Origin of the sequence: Pleomorphomonas oryzae DSM 16300, from assembly GCF_000422965.1 — a bacterium.
Classification (GTDB): domain Bacteria; phylum Pseudomonadota; class Alphaproteobacteria; order Rhizobiales; family Pleomorphomonadaceae; genus Pleomorphomonas; species Pleomorphomonas oryzae.
Map to the genome: position 1 here is coordinate 58834 of NZ_AUHB01000015.1, position 18017 is coordinate 76850.

Below are 18017 nucleotides of genomic sequence, written 5' to 3' on the forward strand. Positions count from 1 at the left end.
TAACCTGTGGCCGCCGGAGAGATCCGGTGGCCGCCTGTCTTTTGACCATCTGTCTTTTCAATCGTCTGTCCTTTGGCCGCCTTGCCTTGACGGCTGCGGCGCTCTATGCGCATTTAACCGTATGGGTAAATACGCATCCGACCTCGACATGGTGTTTCTGGCGCTGGCCCACCCGGCGCGCCGGGCCATGTTGGCGCGGCTTGGCCAGGGCGAGGCGACGGTCGGCGAACTCGCCGAGCCGCTCGGCATATCCCTTCCGGCGGTGACCAAGCATCTCAAGGTGATGGAGCGGGCGAAGCTGATCAGTCGCAGCCGCAATGCTCAATGGCGGCCTTGCCGGCTGGAAGCCGGGCCGCTCACGGCGGCGTCCGGCTGGATCGACGAACAACGGCGGGTATGGGAGGGGCGGTTCGACCGCCTCGAGACCTATCTCGGTGCACTTGAAGGCGAAGAAGGACGACGCGATGACCGATGAAGCGGACCGCGAATTGGTATTGCAGCGGGAAATTCCCTTTCGACGCGAGCTGGTGTGGAAGGCGATGACCGATCCGGTCCACGTCAACAAGTGGTGGGGACCGAACGGCTTCACCTCGGAGGACGTTCGCATGGATTTCCGCGTCGGCGGCGCCTGGGTCTTCACCATGGTGGGGCCGGATGGCACGCGCTACCCCAACCACTCGGTGTTCAAGAAGATCGTGCCGCCGTCCAAGCTGGTGTTCGACGTTGGTGACGGCAAGAAAATCTGGTTCGAGATGACCGTCACCCTGTCCGAGAAGATCAGCGGCACGCTGGTCATGCTGCGCCAGCTTTACGCGACGGCGGCGTTCCGCGACGAGGTGGTCGAGAGGTCCGGCGCCGTCGAGGGCGGCAAGCAGCATCTCGCCAAGCTGGAAGCCTATATCCGGCAACACCTTACGAAGTGACTTCAGGGTTCGCATTGCGGCCATGCGGCAAGGCGCTTGTCCACGATGCATTTGCTCCCTATTTTCAGGTCTGTCGTCTCGGCCTTGAACCGAGGCGGCTTCGGAGATTGATGACATGGCTCTCGCCAAGTTCGCCGTTATGACGCTGACCGAATCCGCTGCCGAACGCGTGCGCGAAATCGTCGACAATGCCGACGATGCCGTGGGCATCCGGCTTGGCATCAAGAACGGCGGCTGCGCCGGCATGTCCTACACGATCGATCTGGCCCGCGACGCCCAGCCGGGCGACGAGCGGGTCGAGGGGCACGGCGCCACTGTGTTCGTGGAGGCCAAGGCGGTGCTGTTCCTGCTCGGCACCGAGCTGGATTTCGAGCAAACGCCGCTCCGCACAGGCTTCGTCTTCCGCAATCCCAATCAGGTCGGCGCCTGCGGTTGCGGCGAGAGCGTCAGCCTGAAGCCGGCCGAGCAGATCGACGCCTGAGGACGACGGTTGTTAAGGCGACTTTGAAATAAAAGAAGGGGAGCAGGACGATCATCCTGCTCCCCTTTGTCTTTACGTGTCGCCGTCGTTCACCAGTTATGCTGGTGGGCGCCGATTTCTTCCAGGATGCGGTCGACGTCCGCCTTCCGGCAGAGCTGTGTACCGGGCATCATCACCGAAGCGGTACCCGAGGCAACGCCCAGGCGGAACGCATCTTCCGGAATGAGGCCAGAGGCGAGGCCGTAGACCATGCCGCCGACGAAGCTGTCACCGGCACCCGAGGCGCTCTTCACTTCGACATCGGGCGCCTTGAGGAAGAGATGATTGTCGGCGGTGACTAGAAGCGCACCGTCTCCACCCATGGTGATGGCGATCATTTTCACCTTGCCGGAAGAGATGAGCTCCTTGGCGGCGGGAACCATATCGTCGACGGTGGGCAGCGGTCGGCCAACCAGCTTGGCGAATTCGCTTTCGGACGGCTTGAACAGGGTGATGCCGCCGCGCGCCAGCGCCAGCTCCAGGGGTTTGCCGGAGGTATCGAGCACCAGGTTGCTGCCACGGTCGATCACCAGGTCGGCGAGCTGGACGTAGAAATCCTCAGGCATGCCGCGCGGCAGCGAGCCCGAGCCGACGCACCAATCCCACTCGAGATCCTTGAGCGCATAGAGGCAACGCTTCCACTCGATCTCGCTGACCTGAGGGCCTTCCGGGATGAAGCGGTATTCGAGCCCGGTTGAACGCTCGTAGACCAGATGGGCGACGCGGGTACTCTGGGCGATCGGAATGCGGCGGCGCGGAATGTTGTGAGCCGCCAGCAGCTCATCGAACATCTGGCCGGTCGTGCCGCCCGACATATAGAGAGCGATGGAGCTGCCACCCAGTTCCTGAATCACGCGCGTGACATTGATGCCGCCGCCGCCCGGATCGTGCTGCTCGTTGGTGATGCGAATCTTGTGGGTGTGTCGAACGACCTCGGCTTCAGCCGTGTCGTCGATGGATGGGTTGAGTGTGAGCGTGACGATCGGTTTCATTGGTCGCTATTTCATCGCCCGTTCGTTGTTTCGTAACGGCCCAGTTCCAGACGCTTCCTGCTTTCCACCGGTCTTTGCGCCGTGATCGGCGTCTCTTACCGGTCCTATCGGCGCTTTGGGCTTGCCCACTACGCCTTTTGGACTGGTTGTCGGTTTAACTCGGTTTCGCTACAAAAACTATGTCGTAGATCAACTACACTGGCATAGAGTGTACGTATCGCTACGATAGTTTTCTTTGCACAGAAATTTATGCAACCAAAAGTTGCTTATGCGCTGGCTGCACTTTAGTTCTGAATCTGGTCCCCGCCTATCTCGCCTTGGTTTTGCTTCGGAACGTCGCTCCGAGTGCGCAGCCAAGTCCAGCCTCAAACTCCCAGCTTCAGGCTTTCCATGGCGCACTGTTCTCCCCCGCGCGCCACGGTTGCCTTGGAAATCGCTTGCTGAAATCGTTTCGTTTCAAGCAAGACCTTTCATCATAGGTCTTGGCACAGCTAAGCCTTTTGTGCAAGCGCCGAGGTACTACGAAAGGTCAATCGAACGTTAGCAACCGTGGTGTTCAGCTGTCAGAACCGATAGATGCGAACGCCGGTTGTATCGCCGTCAGTCAGAAATGCCCAAAATCAAGGTTTTCGGTCGAGGTTTCGGAATGTGGCTCATTTCGGCTCGCCGTAGGCGCGTGGCGCATTTTTCGACACGAACGGTTCAAGAAAAAGCAGCCATGCGTCGGCGGGCCGCTTGCTCGGATCGCCGAGGCACTGGTATCTCCCTTAAAGGCGGAATCGGCTAAATGCCGGAAGAGGTGGTTCTGGTTCCGCAGGCGAATCTGGGGCCGGAATCCACGGGGGCGGGGTGTCATGGAACCACAGCAAGACCCGGTCGTCGTTCGCCATCGAGAGCTCGAGCGGATCGCCAACATGGCTCTCCGGGCCGGTCGCATCATGATGGAGAGCGGTGCGTCGGTATCCGTGGTTCACAACGGCGTCGGCATGATCGCCCGCGGCTTTGGTGTCGACGACGTCGGCATGCGCTCGGGCTACGCCTCGCTGGAGGTGACGGTCCATGCCGGCGGCAACACCATCACCCGCATGATGCAGGTGGGTCGGCTGGGGGTGAACCACCGGCTCGACCAGGCCATCCGCCGCTTGGCGGTGCGCGTGTCGCACGGCGGTATGAGCGTCGATGAGGTGGAGGCCGAGATCGCCCGCCTCGTCAAGGAAACGCCGCGCCATCCGGCCTGGGTGGTTGCGGTGGCCGTCGGTATTGCCTGTGCCTCGTTCGGCCGGCTTCTCGGGGTCGACTGGCCGGCCTTTACCGCCATTCTGATCGCGGGAACGGTGGGGCAATATGTACGCCATCAGTTGCTGCACAACGGCGTCAATGTGTTCATCGTCGCCGGCCTCATCGCCTTCCTTTCGGCGACGCTGGGCGGCGTCGGAGCGATCCTTCTGAAAAGCGGCACGATCAGCCTCGCCATGATGGCGTCGATTCTGCTGCTGGTGCCCGGCGTTCCCTCGACCAATGCCCAGACCGACATCATGGATGGCTATCCCACCATGGGCAGCGCCCGGGCCGTCTGGGTATTGATGATCATGGTGTTTGCCTCCGTCGGCGTCTGGTTCGCGGAGGCCTTGCTCGGGTTGAGGTCGCTCTGATGGTCGAACTTCTGCCGCATCTCCTCCATCAGGCCGTATTCGGGGCGCTCGCCGCCGCCGGATTTGGCGTGCTGTTCAACTTCGGCTTCCGGGCGCTGCCTTGGTGCGCGGCGGCCGGTGCGCTGGCGCTCGCCGTGCGTACTGTCGGTCAGGATCTCGCCTGGAGCCTCGAAGGCGCCTCGTTCGCTGCCGCCATCGTGACGAGCTGTTCGGTGTCGGCGCTCAGGAAGCAACTCGGCCCAGCCTGCAATGCCGTGGGGCTTGCCGGCTGCATCCCGATGGTGCCGGGCGCCTTTTTCGGGCAGGCGCTGCTTGGCTTCCTGTCGGTCACCGCGCCCAACCTCGTCGACGCCGAAGCGACCCTGATCCTCGCCGTCCAGTCCTTGCTACGGGTGATCTTCACCCTCGGGGCAATCGGAGCCGGTCTGCTCATTCCAGCCCACCTTCTCAGGAATCAGGATTTCTAGGAGACATTTGCTCCGGCCGTTCGGCAGGGCATTCGCAGCGAGTTTCGAAACAGCTCCAGACAGTAGCTTTGCCTTAGGCACGCACTGGACAAACCAGCACCCGAGCCGGTAAAGCCTTTGCCTTCAAACAAGCCGCTTACCCGCGTTGTCTGCGGGAGTGAGCGAGAAAAGGACCGACCATGATCCACGTTACTTTCCCCGACGGTTCGCAGCGCGAATACGCTCCGGGGACCACCGGCGCCGAGATCGCCGCCCAAATTTCCAAATCGCTGTCGAAGAAGGCCGTCGCCATGGCGCTCGACGGCGTGCTGTCCGACCTCAACGATCCCATCGTCACCGACGCCCGGCTCGAGATCGTGACGCGCGATGATCCGCGTGCCCTCGAACTGATCCGCCACGATGCGGCGCATGTGATGGCAGAGGCGGTGCAGGAGCTGTTTCCCGGCACGCAGGTGACCATCGGCCCGGTGATCGAAAACGGCTTCTACTACGACTTCTTCCGTCCGGAAGGGCCGTTCACCACCGAGGATCTGCCGAAGATCGAAGCCAAGATGCGGGAGATCATCGCCCGCGACAAGCCGTTCACCAAACAGGTCTGGAGCCGCGACGAGGCCAAGGACTGGTTCGAGAAGAAGGGCGAGGCATTCAAGGTCGAACTGGTCGATGCCATTCCGGCTGACCAGAAGATCAAGATGTATGCGCAGGGCGACTGGATGGACCTCTGTCGCGGTCCGCACATGACCTCGACCGGCAAGATCGGCAATGCCTTCAAGCTGATGAAGGTGGCCGGTGCCTATTGGCGCGGCGATTCCGACCGCGACATGCTGACCCGCATCTATGCCACCGCCTGGCACACCGAGGAGGATCTCAAGGCCTACCTCACCATGCTGGAAGAGGCCGAGAAGCGCGACCATCGTCGCCTCGGCCGCGAGATGGATCTGTTCCATTTCCAGGAAGAGGGGCCGGGCGTCGTCTTCTGGCATCAGAAGGGCTGGGCGCTGTTCCAGGAACTGACCGCCTATATGCGGCGGCGGCTCAAGGGCGACTACCAGGAAGTCAACGCGCCGCAGGTGCTCGACAAGGTGCTGTGGGAGACCTCAGGCCACTGGGGCTGGTACAAGGAAAACATGTTCGCCGTGCAGTCGGCCGGCGACGAGGCCGAGGACAAGCGCATCTTCGCGCTGAAGCCGATGAACTGCCCCGGCCACATCCAGATCTTCAAGCACGGCCTGAAGAGCTACCGCGACCTGCCGATGCGCCTCGCCGAGTTCGGCGCCGTGCACCGCTATGAGCCGTCGGGCGCCATGCACGGGCTGATGCGGGTGCGCGGCTTCACGCAGGACGATGCGCACATCTTCTGCACCGAGGCCGACATGGCCGCCGAGTGCCTGAAGATCAACGAACTGATCCTGTCGGTCTACGAGGACTTCGGCTTCAACGAGATCACCGTGAAGCTATCGACCAGGCCGGAGAAGCGCGTTGGCTCGGACGACCTGTGGGATCACGCCGAGGAGGTGATGACCCGCGTGCTGGGCGAGATAGCCGAGCGGTCGAACGGCCGCATCAAGACCGGCATCAACCCGGGCGAGGGCGCCTTCTACGGTCCGAAGTTCGAGTACACCCTGCGTGACGCCATCGGCCGTGAGTGGCAGTGCGGCACCACGCAAGTGGACTTCAACCTGCCAGACCGCTTCGGCGCCTTCTACGTCGACGCCGACGGCTCCAAGAAGACGCCGGTGATGATCCATCGCGCCATCTGCGGCTCGATGGAGCGCTTCCTCGGCATTCTGATCGAGAACTTCGCCGGTCACTTCCCGCTGTGGTTTGCCCCGGCGCAGGTGATGGTCACCACCATCACCTCGGAAGCCGACGATTATGCCAAGGAAGTCTACCAGAAGCTTCTGAAGGCCGGCGTGCGCGTCGATATCGACCTCAGGAACGAGAAGATCAACTACAAGGTCCGCGAGCATTCGCTGGCCAAGATCCCGCTGATCTTCGTCTGCGGCCGCAAGGAGGCCGAGGAAAAGTCGGTCAACGTCCGCACCCTCGGCTCGCAGCATCCGAAGTCGATGTCGCTCGACGAGGCGCTGTCGATGGTGAAGGCGGAGATCGTGCCGCCGGACGTCAAGCGGGCGCTTGCCGAGGACTGAGCGGCCTCTCATTGGCCACGAGTACAAAAGGCCCGGAGCGATCCGGGCCTTTCTGCATGTGCCAAGCCTGGCGCAAGTTCCGCCGGCTAGGTTTAGACCGCAACCCGTTGCAGAAATTCGTCGATTGCCGCTTCCAGATCGTGGGTCTGGCTGAGGACCAGCGTGGCGGCCTTCTCGACGTGGCGGGCCGTGTCGGAGGTCTTGCTGATCGCCTCGACCACATGGCCGACGCTTTCGGACACGGTGACCGTGTTGCCGGAGGCGTCGTTGACGTTGCGGCTGATCTCGTTGGTGGAGGCTTCCTGCTGTTCTACGGCGGAGGCGATGCCGAGCGTGGCGCGGTTCACTTCCTCCATGGTGGCAGCAATAGCACGGATCGATTCCACCGCTTCGCCGGTCGAGGTCTGCATTTCCGTAATCTGAGCGGCGATCTGCTCGGTGGCGCGGGAAGTCTGGTCGGACAGACCCTTCACTTCGGCGGCGACGACGGCAAAACCCTTGCCGGCCTCGCCGGCGCGGGCCGCCTCGATGGTCGCATTGAGCGCCAGCAAGTTGGTCTGTTCGGCGATGGAGCGGATCAGCGTCACGACCTGTCCAACGCGGCTTGCCGCGTCGGCGAGGCCGGCCACTTGCTCGTTGGTGCGGCGGGCGCCTTCGGTCGCGTTGCCGATGATCGTCGTGGTCCGGCCGACGTGGTTCACCACCTCGCTGATCGACGATGCCAGTTCCTCGGCGGCACCTGCGACGACCGTGACCCTCTCCGAAGCACCTTGCGAGGCCGCTGACGCGCTTTCGGCCTGCGTCCGAGTCCGCCCGGCTTCGTCGAGCAGCTCGCCGGCGGCATTTTGCATGCCGGCCATGGTATCGGTGACGGCGCGGGTCAATTCGCCGGCTACCGAGCGGAAATCTCGCACTGCCATTTCGAAGGCCCGCTGGCGGCGGAGGCGTTCCTCGGCGTCGGTCTGTTGCTCGGTCTCAAGGCGCGCCTTCTCGGCTTGGTTCGCCTGGAAGACGGCAAGCGTGCGCGCCATGGCGCCGATTTCGTCGGCGCGGTCGGTATCGGCAACGGCGGCTTCCTCGCCGCGTGACAACACTTCCATGGTAGCGCGAATGCGGCCGAGCGGGTTGGTGATCGAGCGGCTGATCTGCCAGCTGATCAGGCCGCCGGCGAGAAGCGTCAGCGGAACGATGAGATAGATGAGGCGCAGTGCGAACTGAGTGCCGTTGGTGAAGGCTTGGGTGGTGGACCCGTCGAGATCAACGGCGGCGCGCTTGATGGCGGTGGTCAGGGGCTCGGCGAGATCGAAGGACAGCGAGGTCTGGTCGGCGACCTTAACCCAGGACGTATAGAGCTCGACATAGGCGGAAAAAGCCGAGGAATAGGCAGCTAGGCGCGCCTTGAGACTATCCTTGATGTCGGGGGCGAGCTGGGTCGTCTTGTCGAGTTCGCGAGTAAAGCGGCCGGCGGCGGCGTCGAAGGCGCCGGAACTTGGACCGTCGTGCCGCAGCATGAATTCGGCGCGCGCCTGATTGAGCTGGGCGAAGGCCTGAACGACGCGGACGGTATCGGGATTCTGTCCGCTCTTGGTGGCCTTGTTGAGGTCGGTGCGGAGCGCCTGGAAGGCGGTTTCCATATCACCGCGAATACCGTTGTCATCGGCAAAGCCCAGCTTTGTCTGACCGCTCTTCACTTCGGTGAACTGGCCGGCAATCTTGTCCAGCAAGGCGGCAAGCTGGTCGGCTTCGGCGGTTGCGGCCCCGACGGCATGGGCCGCGGCTCCGAGGTGCTTGATGGTCGTGCGCGTCTCCTCGATCAGCCCGTCGATTTCTTTGACACGCTCCGGTGTGGGCGCGACCATGAACAATCGTTCCTTGGCGGCGAGCTTGTTGGCAAGGCTCTGGGTTTGTTCGGAGAGCAGCGACAGGCCGGCGGCAGCTGACGAGGTTTCCTCCAACGAGCGCATGGATACGACGGCATAGCCGCCCGTGCCGGACACGACGGTCAGGCCAGCCAGCCAGACGAGGGAGAGCGAAGCGACTTTGAGACGGATGGACAGCCCACCACGCGAGCGGCGCGAGCCAGCCGACTTGGAACGAAACAACATGCCGGATCCCCTGTTTGGTCAGCCTATAATAGACTTTCGGTTGATTAACGGCAGACTAACTCGGCTCTCCAGGTTGAGTGACCTTTCGGCTGGGGTTTAGCTTCGGTTAAAGCGGCGAAATTGCACATGAAATAAGCTAATGACCGCCTATTCCCATGTCATTTCAGACGATGTCTTTCATTGGTTGTAGCGAGATGATCCGGATTGCCATCCTCTCGCGCAGAACATGCAAAGAAATCGAGCAGGCAACACGTACTGGGGGAAGCGGAGAAAATGCCTCAGAAAAAGCGCGACCTCTGCAACGCGAGCCTGTAACGTGGCGATCCGTTTTCATCGGACCTTTTAGCAATGAACGTTACGCTTCGCCCTGGCTTTGCCCATTCCGCATGCCCGCACGATTGCCCGTCGACCTGCGCGCTGGACGTCGAGATAACGCCGGAGGGTCGGATCGGCCGGCTGCGCGGCTCGGCCGACAACAGCTATACGGCCGGCGTCATCTGCGCCAAGGTCGGCCGCTACGCCGAGCGTCTCTACCACCCAGACCGGCTGATGAAGCCCTTGCTCAATGTCGGAGTGAAGGGGGAGGGGCGGTTCCAGGAAATTTCCTGGGAAGAGGCGCTGGATCGCGTGGCGGATGCCTTTCTGACTGCCGAGCGCGAGTTCGGTGCCGAAAGCATCTGGCCCTATAAATATGCCGGCACCATGGGGCTCGTGCAGCGCGACAGCATCGAACGGCTGAGACACGTCAAGAAATACTCCCGCAGCTACGAGACTATCTGCGTGACGCCGGCTTGGACGGGCTGGATCGCCGGCACGGGCCTGCTCGCCGGACCCGACCCGCGCGAGATGGCCGTGTCTGACTGCGTCGTCATCTGGGGCACCAACGCGGTGACGACACAGGTCAACGTGATGACCCATGCCGTTCGCGCCAGAAAGACCCGTGGGGCGAAGATCGTTGCCGTCGACGTCTATGAGACCGAGACGGTGCGACAGGCCGATCTGGGGCTGGTGCTGCGGCCCGGCTCCGACGCGGCGCTCGCCTGCGCCGTCATGCATATCGCCTTCCGCGACGGTTATGCCGACCGCGCCTACATGGCGAAATACGCCGACGCGCCGGCCGAACTGGAAACGCATCTCAAATCCCGAACGCCGGAATGGGCGGCGGCCATCACCGGTCTCACCGTTGCCGAAATCGAAGCGTTCGGCAAGCTGGTGGGGACGACGCCACGTACCTTTTTCCGCCTCGGCTATGGCTTTACACGGTCGCGCAACGGCGTCGTCTCCATGCATGCGGCGCAGTCGATCGCCACGGTGCTCGGCCTTTGGCAGCGCGAGGGAGCGGGTGCGTTTCACAACAATGGCGCCCTCTTCCGCTTCAACAAGACGATGATCGAAGGCCTCGACGTGGAGGATGAGGGCACCCGCCATCTCGATCACTCGCGTGTCGGTCCGGTGCTCACTGGCGAGGCGGATGCGCTGAAAGGCGGGCCGCCGGTTAAGGCGATGCTCATCCAGAACTGCAATCCGATGACGGTGACGCCCGAGCAGGAGAAGGCGCGGCGCGGTTTCCTGCGAGATGACCTGTTCGTCTGCGTGCACGAACAGTTCATGACCGATACGGCCAAGGTCGCCGACATCGTACTGCCGGCCACCATGTTCCTGGAGCACGACGATATCTACAAGGCGGGCGGTCAGCAGAGCATTCTGTTCGGGCCGAAGCTCGTCGAGCCGCCAGAGGGGCCGCGCGAAAATATCTATGTCATCAATGAATTGGCGAAGCGGCTTGGTGCCGAACATCCCGGCTTTCACATGACGGCGCGCGAACACGTCGACTGGATGTTGCAGCATTCGGGGCTCGGCACCCTTGCCGAGCTCGAGGAGAATCGCTTCCTCGACATGCAGCCAGACTTCGACACGGCACATTATGTGAAGGGCTTCGGCTATCCAGACGGCAAGTTCCGCTTCAAGCCGGACTGGACCAACGTGAAGACCTCCAACATCGGACCCATGGGGCCGTGGCGAGACATGCCGTCGCTGCCCGACTACTGGCCGGTGGTGGAAGAGGCCGACGAGACGCATCCTTTCCGCCTCGTCACCGCCCCGGCGCGCAACTTCCTCAACACATCCTTTGGTGAGACGCCGACCTCGGCAAGCCGCGAGGGGCGGCCGACGCTGAAGGTGCGATCCGACGACGCGGCCCGGCTGGGGATTGCCAATGGCGATGCCGTGGTGATCGGCAACCACCGAGGCAGTGTCGAGCTCAATGCCGAGCTGTTCGAAGGGCTGCAGGCCGGCGTTGTGGTGGCGGAGGGCATCTGGGCGAACCGGGCTCACAGGGGCGGGATGGGTATCAACACCTTGACCGGTTCTGATGAAATCGCGCCTTTCGGTGGAGTGGCTTTCCACGACACGAAGGTTTGGCTCAGAAAATTGTGACCAATGTGCAAGGGTATGGCCCGAAATCGGCAGAGACGGCTAGAAGCCGGTTGCGAGAACTGGCGACGTTGCCATAAGTAACCGCCGTTTCAAGGCCACACGGCGTGGCCTGACGATTCTTTCTTAGAACGAGGCCATGATGCGGGTCATTTCCGGTACGGTTGCCGCCGTTGCGCTGACGGTGGGTGTGGTGGGGGCGCTGCCAGCAAGCGCCGACACGATCTCCCGCGAAACGCTGTCGCGCAAATTCGTCGATTATTGCGTCAACACGCAATATCGGGTCGAGGGCATCGACCGGAACTCCATGATCGAGCGCTGCCGCAAGGCGTCCGAACAGGCGATGACGCAGTTCGAGGGCAACAGCTTCGATGCGCCATCCCGTTCCAAGTTCACCGCTGAGCAGGACCAGGCGATCCGCGCCGCCATCGCCGCTGTCTTCGCCAAGAAATAAGCCCCCCTCGCCAGAGCGGATTCGCCTCGCCGGGCTTTGTCCGGCGAGCTTGCGTTTGTGCGTTACGCCATGATGGCCTTGATGCCATCGGCGACGAACTGCACGGCGAGCGAGGCGAGCAGCACGCCCAGAAGGCGCGTCAGCACATTGCGGCCGGTATCGCCGAGATAGCGGTCGATGCGGTCGGCTGCCAGGAAAATGGCGAACGACAGCGCGATGATCGCTGCGATGATCAGCACAAGCGTCGCCATGGTCAGTGCATTGTGCGCATCAGCGGCCAAAAGGATGGTCGCCGAGATAGCGCCGGGGCCGGCGAGGAACGGGATGGCGATCGGAAACACCGCGAGGTGACGGATGTCCTCGCCGATCGGCTGCGGATGGCCGACCGCGACGTCGGCGTGTACGCTCTTGTCGCTTGTGCCCGATTTAGGCTTTTCGAACACCATTTCGAAGGCGATCCAGAACAGCAACAGGCCGCCAGCGATCCGGAAGGCCGGCATGGAGATGCCGAGGAAAGTCAGGATGCCGGCGCCAATGAAGGCAAAGGCGATCAGCACCAGGAAGGCGATGACCGAAGCGCGGACGGCCATGGCGCGGCGCATTTCGGGGCGGGCGCCGGCCGTCAGGGCCAGCACCAGCGGCGCAAGCCCGACGGGATCGATCGTGACAAAAAGCGTCGCGAAAGCGTTGAGGATATAGTCGATCGGCATGGTTTGTCCGCCGTTTCGGAAGTTGCCCGTTGCTGTGCCAGAAAAGCGACGCTACCGAAAGGGGAAGGACGGCTCGTCGGCACAATGGCGGGGGAAAGGTATGGCCATACCCTCCAATAAGGCGGAACTGGCCGAGGCCATCCGCCTCAACTACCTGAAACTCCGTATCGATCTCGAGGGTGTGCCCGAGTCGCTCTGCCGCGAGCAGACACTTGAGGGCCACGCCAAGGATACGGAGATGAGCGTGCACGATCTCGTCGCCTATCTCGTCGGCTGGTGCGAGCTAGTGCTGAAATGGCAGGCGGGCAGGGCGGCCGGCGAGCCGGTGGACTTTCCCGAGACCGGCTACAAGTGGAATGAGTTGGGCCGTCTGGCGCAAAAATTCTACGCCGACTATGCCGCTCTATCCTATCCGACACTGCTCGATCGCTTCGCCACGGCCAAGGACCGCATCCTCACTATCGTCGATCAAACGGAAAACGCCGATCTCTATGGCCGCCCCTGGTACGAGGCTTATACCTTCGGTCGCATGATCCAGTTGAACACCTCGTCGCCGTTCGGCAATGCCCGCAAGCGTCTCCGGCGCTGGAAGAGGGAAAAGGGCCTTTCCTGATCCGCGGCGCCACCGAAAGCGCCGTTTTCCGCTGGACAAACCAGTCGTTCCGTGGTCTTTGCCCCGCCACAGCAATATCAGGACAAGCCGCCCTCTCGTGGCGCCTTTCGCATCGCTTCGGTGGGGCGCGGCGGCGTTCTGAAACGACGATTCAGCGCGAATGAGATCCTGGAGGCTGCTCCGGTCGATCCCGGCGCTCTGGGAGACAGGTAGACTATGACCGACGACCGATCCGGCGCCAGATCCGAGCCGCGCCCGGCCAACCAGCGCGGCGCCGCCCGCCTCGCCGCCGTACAGGCGCTCTATCAGCTCGAGATTGGTGGCGGCGACCTGTTGGAAGTGGTGCAGGAGTTCGAGGCATTTCGGCTCGGTAAGGAGCTCGACGGTTTCGAATATCGGCAGGCCGATGCCGGCTGGTTCCGCGACATCGTCGGCGGCGTGGTCACCGATCAACGGACCATCGATCCCATGGTACATACGGCGCTGGTCGAAGACTGGCCGCTGAAGCGCGTCGACGCGACGCTGCGCGCCATCCTGCGCTGCGGTACCTACGAGCTGTTGCGGCGCGACGACGTGCCGGGCCGGGTGATCATTTCCGAATATATCGACGTTGCCCGGGCCTTCTTCGAGGATGACGAACCGCGCCTCGTCAACGGCGTGCTCGATCGCATCGCCCATGAAACCCGGCCCGATGAGTTCCCGAAGGCGGGAGCCTGACATGACGGAGGCGGGCGGCATCGGTGAGTTCGAGCTGATTGCCCGCGTTTTCGCGCCCCTGGCGGCCGATGGCGCCCTCGGGCTCACCGACGACGCCGCCTTCTATCGCCCGCGCCCCGGCCGCGATCTCGTGCTGACCAAGGACGAGGTGGTCAGCGGCGTGCATTTCTTCGCCGACGACCCCTGGGACGCGGTGGCGAAGAAGGCGTTGCGGGTCAATCTTTCCGATCTTGCCGCCAAAGGGGCGGTGCCAGTTGGCTATCTCCTGGCCCTCGGCCTTCCCAAGGACTTCACAATCGAGCAGATCGATGCGCTGGGTGCCGGCCTTGCCGCCGATCAGGCGGCTTACAGCATCTCGCTTTATGGTGGCGACACGGTGCGTTCGCCGGCCGGTCTGACGCTGTCGGTGACGGCGATCGGTGAGGTCGCGGAGGGCGGCATGGTGAGGCGCGGTGGCGCGAGGGCTGGCGAGATCATCGTCGTTACCGGCACCATCGGCGATGCGGCGCTCGGCTTGGCGTTACGCCTCGATCCGGCGCTGTCCGGCCGGCTTGGCCTTTCGGATGAGCATCGCGATCATCTTCTCGACCGCTACCTGTTGCCGCGGCCGCGTGGCACGTTGGCGGCGGCAGTGGCTGACTGCGCCTCCGGCGGCATGGACATTTCCGACGGCCTTATCGGAGACCTCGCCAAGATGGCGGCGGCCTCGGGCGTCGCCGTTGAGATCGATGCTGAGCGGGTGCCGCTATCGGACGCTGCTCGGGCGGCGGTGGACGCCGAGCCGCGTCTCCTAGCCACGGCGCTGACGGGTGGCGACGATTATGAGTTGGCGCTCTCCATCCCCGAGGCGAAGCTTGAGGCTTTTATTGCCGCCGCGAATGCAGCCGGCATCGGCGCTGTGCCGATCGGCCGGGTCCGGGGCGGGGCGGGGATTTCGGTTCAAGGCGATCATCCGGCGCTCGCTGATCTGGGGTCTGGCTCCTACCGGCATTTCTGAAGGCTCGGCCCAAAAGTTGCTAAGGTTCAGGGCAAGTGGATGCCAATGAGGAGTCCGGCTTGCGTCGCCAGGGGCGAGTCGGTAGACCTCGACGGCCCCGTTTATGGGCGATGCCGATTGTATTTTTCGAGATGTTTCTGGTTTTGTATTTTCCGGAGGACTGATGTTCCGCAAACTCTATGACTGGACCATGTCGCTGGCCGGCAGTCCCAAGGCCGGCACATGGCTCGCCGCCGTTTCCTTTGCGGAAAGCTCGTTCTTCCCCATCCCGCCGGATGTGATGCTGGTGCCGATGGTGCTGGCCCGCCGCGACAAGGCCTTTACCTACGCTCTGATCTGCACCATCGCCTCGGTATGCGGCGCCGTCCTTGGCTATTCCATCGGCCTGTTTCTGTTCGACAGCGTCGGTGCCTGGCTGATCCGCGTCTACGGCTATGCCCAAAACTTCGATGAGTTCCGCGCTGCCTATGCCCACTACGGCGCCTGGATTATCTTAATCAAAGGGCTGACGCCGATCCCTTTCAAGCTGGTCACCATCGCCTCGGGTTTCGCTGCCTATAATTTCCCTCTGTTCATCGGGCTCTGCGTCGTCACGCGCGGCATTCGCTTCTTCCTCGTCGCCTTCCTGCTGCGTCTGTTTGGCGAGCCGGTGCGTGACTTCATCGAGCGGCGACTCGACGCGGTGATGTGGGGTCTTTTGATCATCATCGTCAGCGGATTCGTGGCGGCGCGTTACATCGTCTGAGGACGCGTTTGTGCCCAGTTTCGGCGGTAAGCGAAGCGAAGCGGCTGCGGTTTCGTCCCGAATGGGGACAAATCCATAAAATCGCAGGCTTCGGGCTTTCACGGCCTTGACGCCACCAAACCAGACTATATCGGTAGTCCCGCCCTCGTATCTGTCCGCAGAACGGGATTGACGCTGCATGCCAGCGCCTTCTGCAAGGCGGAAGAAAAGAGGGTCGCTCCCAAGGCGAACGGGCACGGGAACCGTCAGGTTCCCAAGGGGCGTTCGCCTTCGGTTCGTGGCGCCAAGGCCGGGCTCTCGGGGGTCCGGCACTGCGGAGGGATCATGTACGTTCTATACATCGCGATCATCTGCGGACTTTTGTCCCTCGCCTATGGCGTGTGGGCAATCAAGTCCGTCATGGCATCGGACGCGGGCAGCGCCCGCATGCAGGAAATCTCAGGGGCTGTCGCTGAGGGCGCCAAGGCCTACCTCAAGCGTCAGTACACCACGATCGGCATCGTCGGCGTGGTCATCCTGGTGCTGATCGCGTGGCTGCTCGGCTTGCCGGTTGCCATCGGTTTCGTCGTCGGCGCCGTTCTGTCGGGTCTCGCCGGCTTCATCGGCATGAACGTTTCGGTTCGCGCCAACGTCCGCACCGCCGCTGCGGCCATGCAGTCGCTGGCTGGTGGTCTCAATATCGCCTTCAAGGCGGGTGCCGTCACCGGCATGCTGGTGGCCGGTCTGGCGCTGCTCGGCGTGTCGGTCTACTTCTGGGTGCTGACCGGTCCGATGGGCCATGCGCCCAATGACCGCGTCGTCATCGACGCCTTGGTTGCCCTCGGCTTCGGCGCTTCGCTGATCTCCATCTTCGCCCGTCTCGGCGGCGGTATCTTCACCAAGGGTGCCGACGTCGGCGCCGACCTCGTCGGCAAGGTCGAGGCCGGTATTCCCGAGGATGATCCGCGCAACCCGGCCACCATCGCCGACAACGTCGGTGACAACGTCGGCGACTGCGCCGGTATGGCGGCCGACCTGTTCGAGACCTACGCGGTGACCGTGGTCGCCACCATGGTGCTCGCCTCGATCTTTTTCGCTGCCGATCAGGTCCTCCTGCTCAAGGCGATGCTCTATCCGCTGCTGATCTGCGGCGCTTGCATCATCACCTCGATCATCGGCACCTTCTTCGTGAAGCTCGGTGCCAACAACTCGATCATGGGCGCCCTCTACAAGGGGCTCTGGGCTTCGTCGCTGCTGTCGATCATCGGCCTTGGTGGCGCTACGTCGCTGACCATCGGCTGGGGTGACGTCGGCGTTGTCGACGGCGTCATGCTCACGGGCACCAAGCTGTTCGTCTGCGGCATCCTGGGGCTGGTTGTCACTGGCCTGATCGTCTGGATCACCGAGTACTACACCGGCACCGGCAAGCGCCCGGTGGTGTCGATCGCCCAGGCATCGGTCACCGGCCATGGTACCAACGTCATCCAGGGTCTCGCCGTCTCGCTCGAGTCGACGGCTCTGCCGGCTCTGGTCATCGTTGCCGGTATCATCGCCACCTACCAGCTCGGTGGTCTGTTCGGCACGGCGATCGCCGTCACCACCATGCTCGGCCTTGCCGGCATGATCGTGGCCCTCGACGCCTTCGGCCCGGTCACCGACAACGCCGGTGGTATCGCCGAGATGGCCGGCCTGCCCAAGGACGTGCGTCACACGACCGATGCGCTCGATGCCGTCGGCAACACCACCAAGGCCGTCACCAAGGGCTATGCCATCGGTTCGGCTGGCCTCGGCGCCCTGGTGCTGTTCGCTGCCTACACGAACGACATCAAGCATTTCGCTGAAAGCGGCGTGCCTTACTTCCAGGGCATCGGCAACATCGACCTGTCGCTGTCCAACCCCTATGTCGTCGCCGGCCTGATCTTCGGCGGCCTCATCCCCTACCTGTTCGGTGGTATCGCCATGACTGCCGTCGGCCGCGCTGCCGGCTCGGTGGTTGAGGAAGTCCGTCGTCAGTTCAAGGAAAAGCCTGGCATCATGGCCGGCACCGAGCGTCCCGATTACGGCCGGGCCGTCGACATGCTGACCAAGGCGGCGATCAAGGAAATGATCATCCCGTCGCTGCTGCCGGTGCTGTCGCCGCTGGTCGTCTACTTCGGCGTGCTCCTTGCCTCGGGTTCGAAGGCCAATGCCTTCGCCGCCCTCGGCGCCTCGCTGCTCGGCGTGATCGTCAACGGCCTGTTCGTCGCCATATCCATGACCTCGGGTGGTGGCGCCTGGGACAACGCCAAGAAGAGCTTTGAAGACGGCTTCGTCGACAAGGACGGCGTCAAGCACTTCAAGGGTTCCGACGCTCACAAGGCTTCGGTGACCGGTGATACCGTCGGCGACCCCTACAAGGACACCGCTGGTCCCGCCGTCAACCCGGCGATCAAGATCACCAACATCGTGGCTCTGCTGCTGCTGGCGGTTCTCGCTCACAGCTGATAGACCCAAGTCAGTATTTCGACTGAACGAAGCGGCGGTCGGGCAACCGGCCGCCGCTTTGGCTTTTCGGGTGGCG

At 63.0% G+C, this 18017-nt stretch carries 16 protein-coding genes; 13 read left to right on the forward strand and 3 right to left on the reverse strand.

Annotated elements, in window-relative coordinates:
• Window positions 1-121: 121 nt before the first annotated feature.
• The 3 genes from G522_RS0121180 to sufA all read left to right on the forward strand — a co-directional run bounded on the left by G522_RS0121180 (window position 122) and on the right by sufA (window position 1404).
• On the forward strand, window positions 122-475 hold the full coding sequence (locus G522_RS0121180) for an ArsR/SmtB family transcription factor (RefSeq protein WP_026792746.1): 354 nt from the start codon (window positions 122-124) through the stop codon (window positions 473-475).
• Window positions 465-923: an SRPBCC domain-containing protein gene (locus G522_RS0121185; protein ID WP_026792747.1), complete on the forward strand. Its 459-nt coding sequence runs from the start codon at window positions 465-467 to the stop codon at window positions 921-923. Before G522_RS0121180 ends, G522_RS0121185 begins: the two co-directional genes overlap by 11 nt.
• A 115-nt stretch (window positions 924-1038) precedes the next feature.
• Window positions 1039-1404: a Fe-S cluster assembly scaffold SufA gene (gene sufA, locus G522_RS0121190; protein ID WP_026792748.1), complete on the forward strand. Its 366-nt coding sequence runs from the start codon at window positions 1039-1041 to the stop codon at window positions 1402-1404.
• A gap of 89 nt (window positions 1405-1493) precedes the next feature.
• On the opposite strand, the gene G522_RS0121195 is transcribed toward sufA, so the two are convergent.
• Window positions 1494-2435 carry a 1-phosphofructokinase family hexose kinase gene (locus tag G522_RS0121195; RefSeq protein ID WP_026792749.1) on the reverse strand — a complete coding sequence of 314 codons (942 nt, stop codon included), beginning with the start codon at window positions 2433-2435 and terminating at the stop codon, window positions 1494-1496.
• Between the two features lie 854 nt (window positions 2436-3289).
• Between G522_RS0121195 and G522_RS0121200 the strand changes: the two genes are divergently transcribed.
• The 3 genes from G522_RS0121200 to thrS all read left to right on the forward strand — a co-directional run bounded on the left by G522_RS0121200 (window position 3290) and on the right by thrS (window position 6704).
• Window positions 3290-4087: a threonine/serine exporter family protein gene (locus G522_RS0121200; RefSeq protein ID WP_026792750.1), complete on the forward strand. Its 798-nt coding sequence runs from the start codon at window positions 3290-3292 to the stop codon at window positions 4085-4087.
• Entirely contained in the window at window positions 4087-4554 is a 468-nt protein-coding gene (locus G522_RS0121205) for a threonine/serine exporter family protein (RefSeq protein WP_026792751.1), read from the forward strand. The genes G522_RS0121200 and G522_RS0121205 overlap by 1 nt, the downstream gene beginning before the upstream one ends.
• A gap of 179 nt (window positions 4555-4733) precedes the next feature.
• Window positions 4734-6704 (forward strand): threonine--tRNA ligase, encoded by a 1971-nt coding sequence (gene thrS / locus G522_RS0121210; RefSeq protein ID WP_026792752.1) that lies wholly within the window; start codon window positions 4734-4736, stop codon window positions 6702-6704.
• Window positions 6705-6796: 92 nt separating this feature from the next.
• Here thrS and G522_RS29240 read toward each other — a convergent pair whose 3' ends face one another.
• Window positions 6797-8809 carry a methyl-accepting chemotaxis protein gene (locus G522_RS29240; RefSeq protein WP_026792753.1) on the reverse strand — a complete coding sequence of 671 codons (2013 nt, stop codon included), beginning with the start codon at window positions 8807-8809 and terminating at the stop codon, window positions 6797-6799.
• Window positions 8810-9157: 348 nt separating this feature from the next.
• On the opposite strand from G522_RS29240, the gene G522_RS0121220 reads away from it, so the two are divergent.
• Both G522_RS0121220 and G522_RS0121225 read left to right on the forward strand, forming a co-directional pair.
• The gene (locus G522_RS0121220; RefSeq protein ID WP_026792754.1) at window positions 9158-11245 is read left to right on the forward strand and encodes a molybdopterin oxidoreductase family protein; all 2088 of its coding nucleotides are present in this window, start codon (window positions 9158-9160) and stop codon (window positions 11243-11245) included.
• Between the two features lie 136 nt (window positions 11246-11381).
• A complete protein-coding gene (locus G522_RS0121225) occupies window positions 11382-11696 on the forward strand; it encodes a hypothetical protein (protein ID WP_156887011.1) in 315 nt (104 codons plus the stop codon).
• Window positions 11697-11758: 62 nt separating this feature from the next.
• On the opposite strand, the gene G522_RS0121230 is transcribed toward G522_RS0121225, so the two are convergent.
• Window positions 11759-12406 carry a MarC family protein gene (locus tag G522_RS0121230; protein ID WP_026792756.1) on the reverse strand — a complete coding sequence of 216 codons (648 nt, stop codon included), beginning with the start codon at window positions 12404-12406 and terminating at the stop codon, window positions 11759-11761.
• 100 nt (window positions 12407-12506) lie between these two features.
• Between G522_RS0121230 and G522_RS0121235 the strand changes: the two genes are divergently transcribed.
• From G522_RS0121235 to G522_RS0121255, 5 genes are all read left to right on the forward strand, one after another.
• Window positions 12507-13019 (forward strand): ClbS/DfsB family four-helix bundle protein, encoded by a 513-nt coding sequence (locus tag G522_RS0121235; protein WP_026792757.1) that lies wholly within the window; start codon window positions 12507-12509, stop codon window positions 13017-13019.
• 216 nt (window positions 13020-13235) lie between these two features.
• Window positions 13236-13736 carry a transcription antitermination factor NusB gene (gene nusB, locus G522_RS0121240; protein WP_026792758.1) on the forward strand — a complete coding sequence of 167 codons (501 nt, stop codon included), beginning with the start codon at window positions 13236-13238 and terminating at the stop codon, window positions 13734-13736.
• A gap of 1 nt (window position 13737) precedes the next feature.
• A complete protein-coding gene (thiL, locus tag G522_RS0121245) occupies window positions 13738-14733 on the forward strand; it encodes a thiamine-phosphate kinase (protein WP_026792759.1) in 996 nt (331 codons plus the stop codon).
• A 163-nt stretch (window positions 14734-14896) separates the two neighbouring features.
• Window positions 14897-15478, forward strand: a complete 582-nt coding sequence (locus tag G522_RS0121250) for a YqaA family protein (RefSeq protein ID WP_026792760.1) — start codon at window positions 14897-14899, stop codon at window positions 15476-15478.
• Between the two features lie 324 nt (window positions 15479-15802).
• Window positions 15803-17941 carry a sodium-translocating pyrophosphatase gene (locus tag G522_RS0121255; protein WP_026792761.1) on the forward strand — a complete coding sequence of 713 codons (2139 nt, stop codon included), beginning with the start codon at window positions 15803-15805 and terminating at the stop codon, window positions 17939-17941.
• Window positions 17942-18017: the final 76 nt, after the last annotated feature.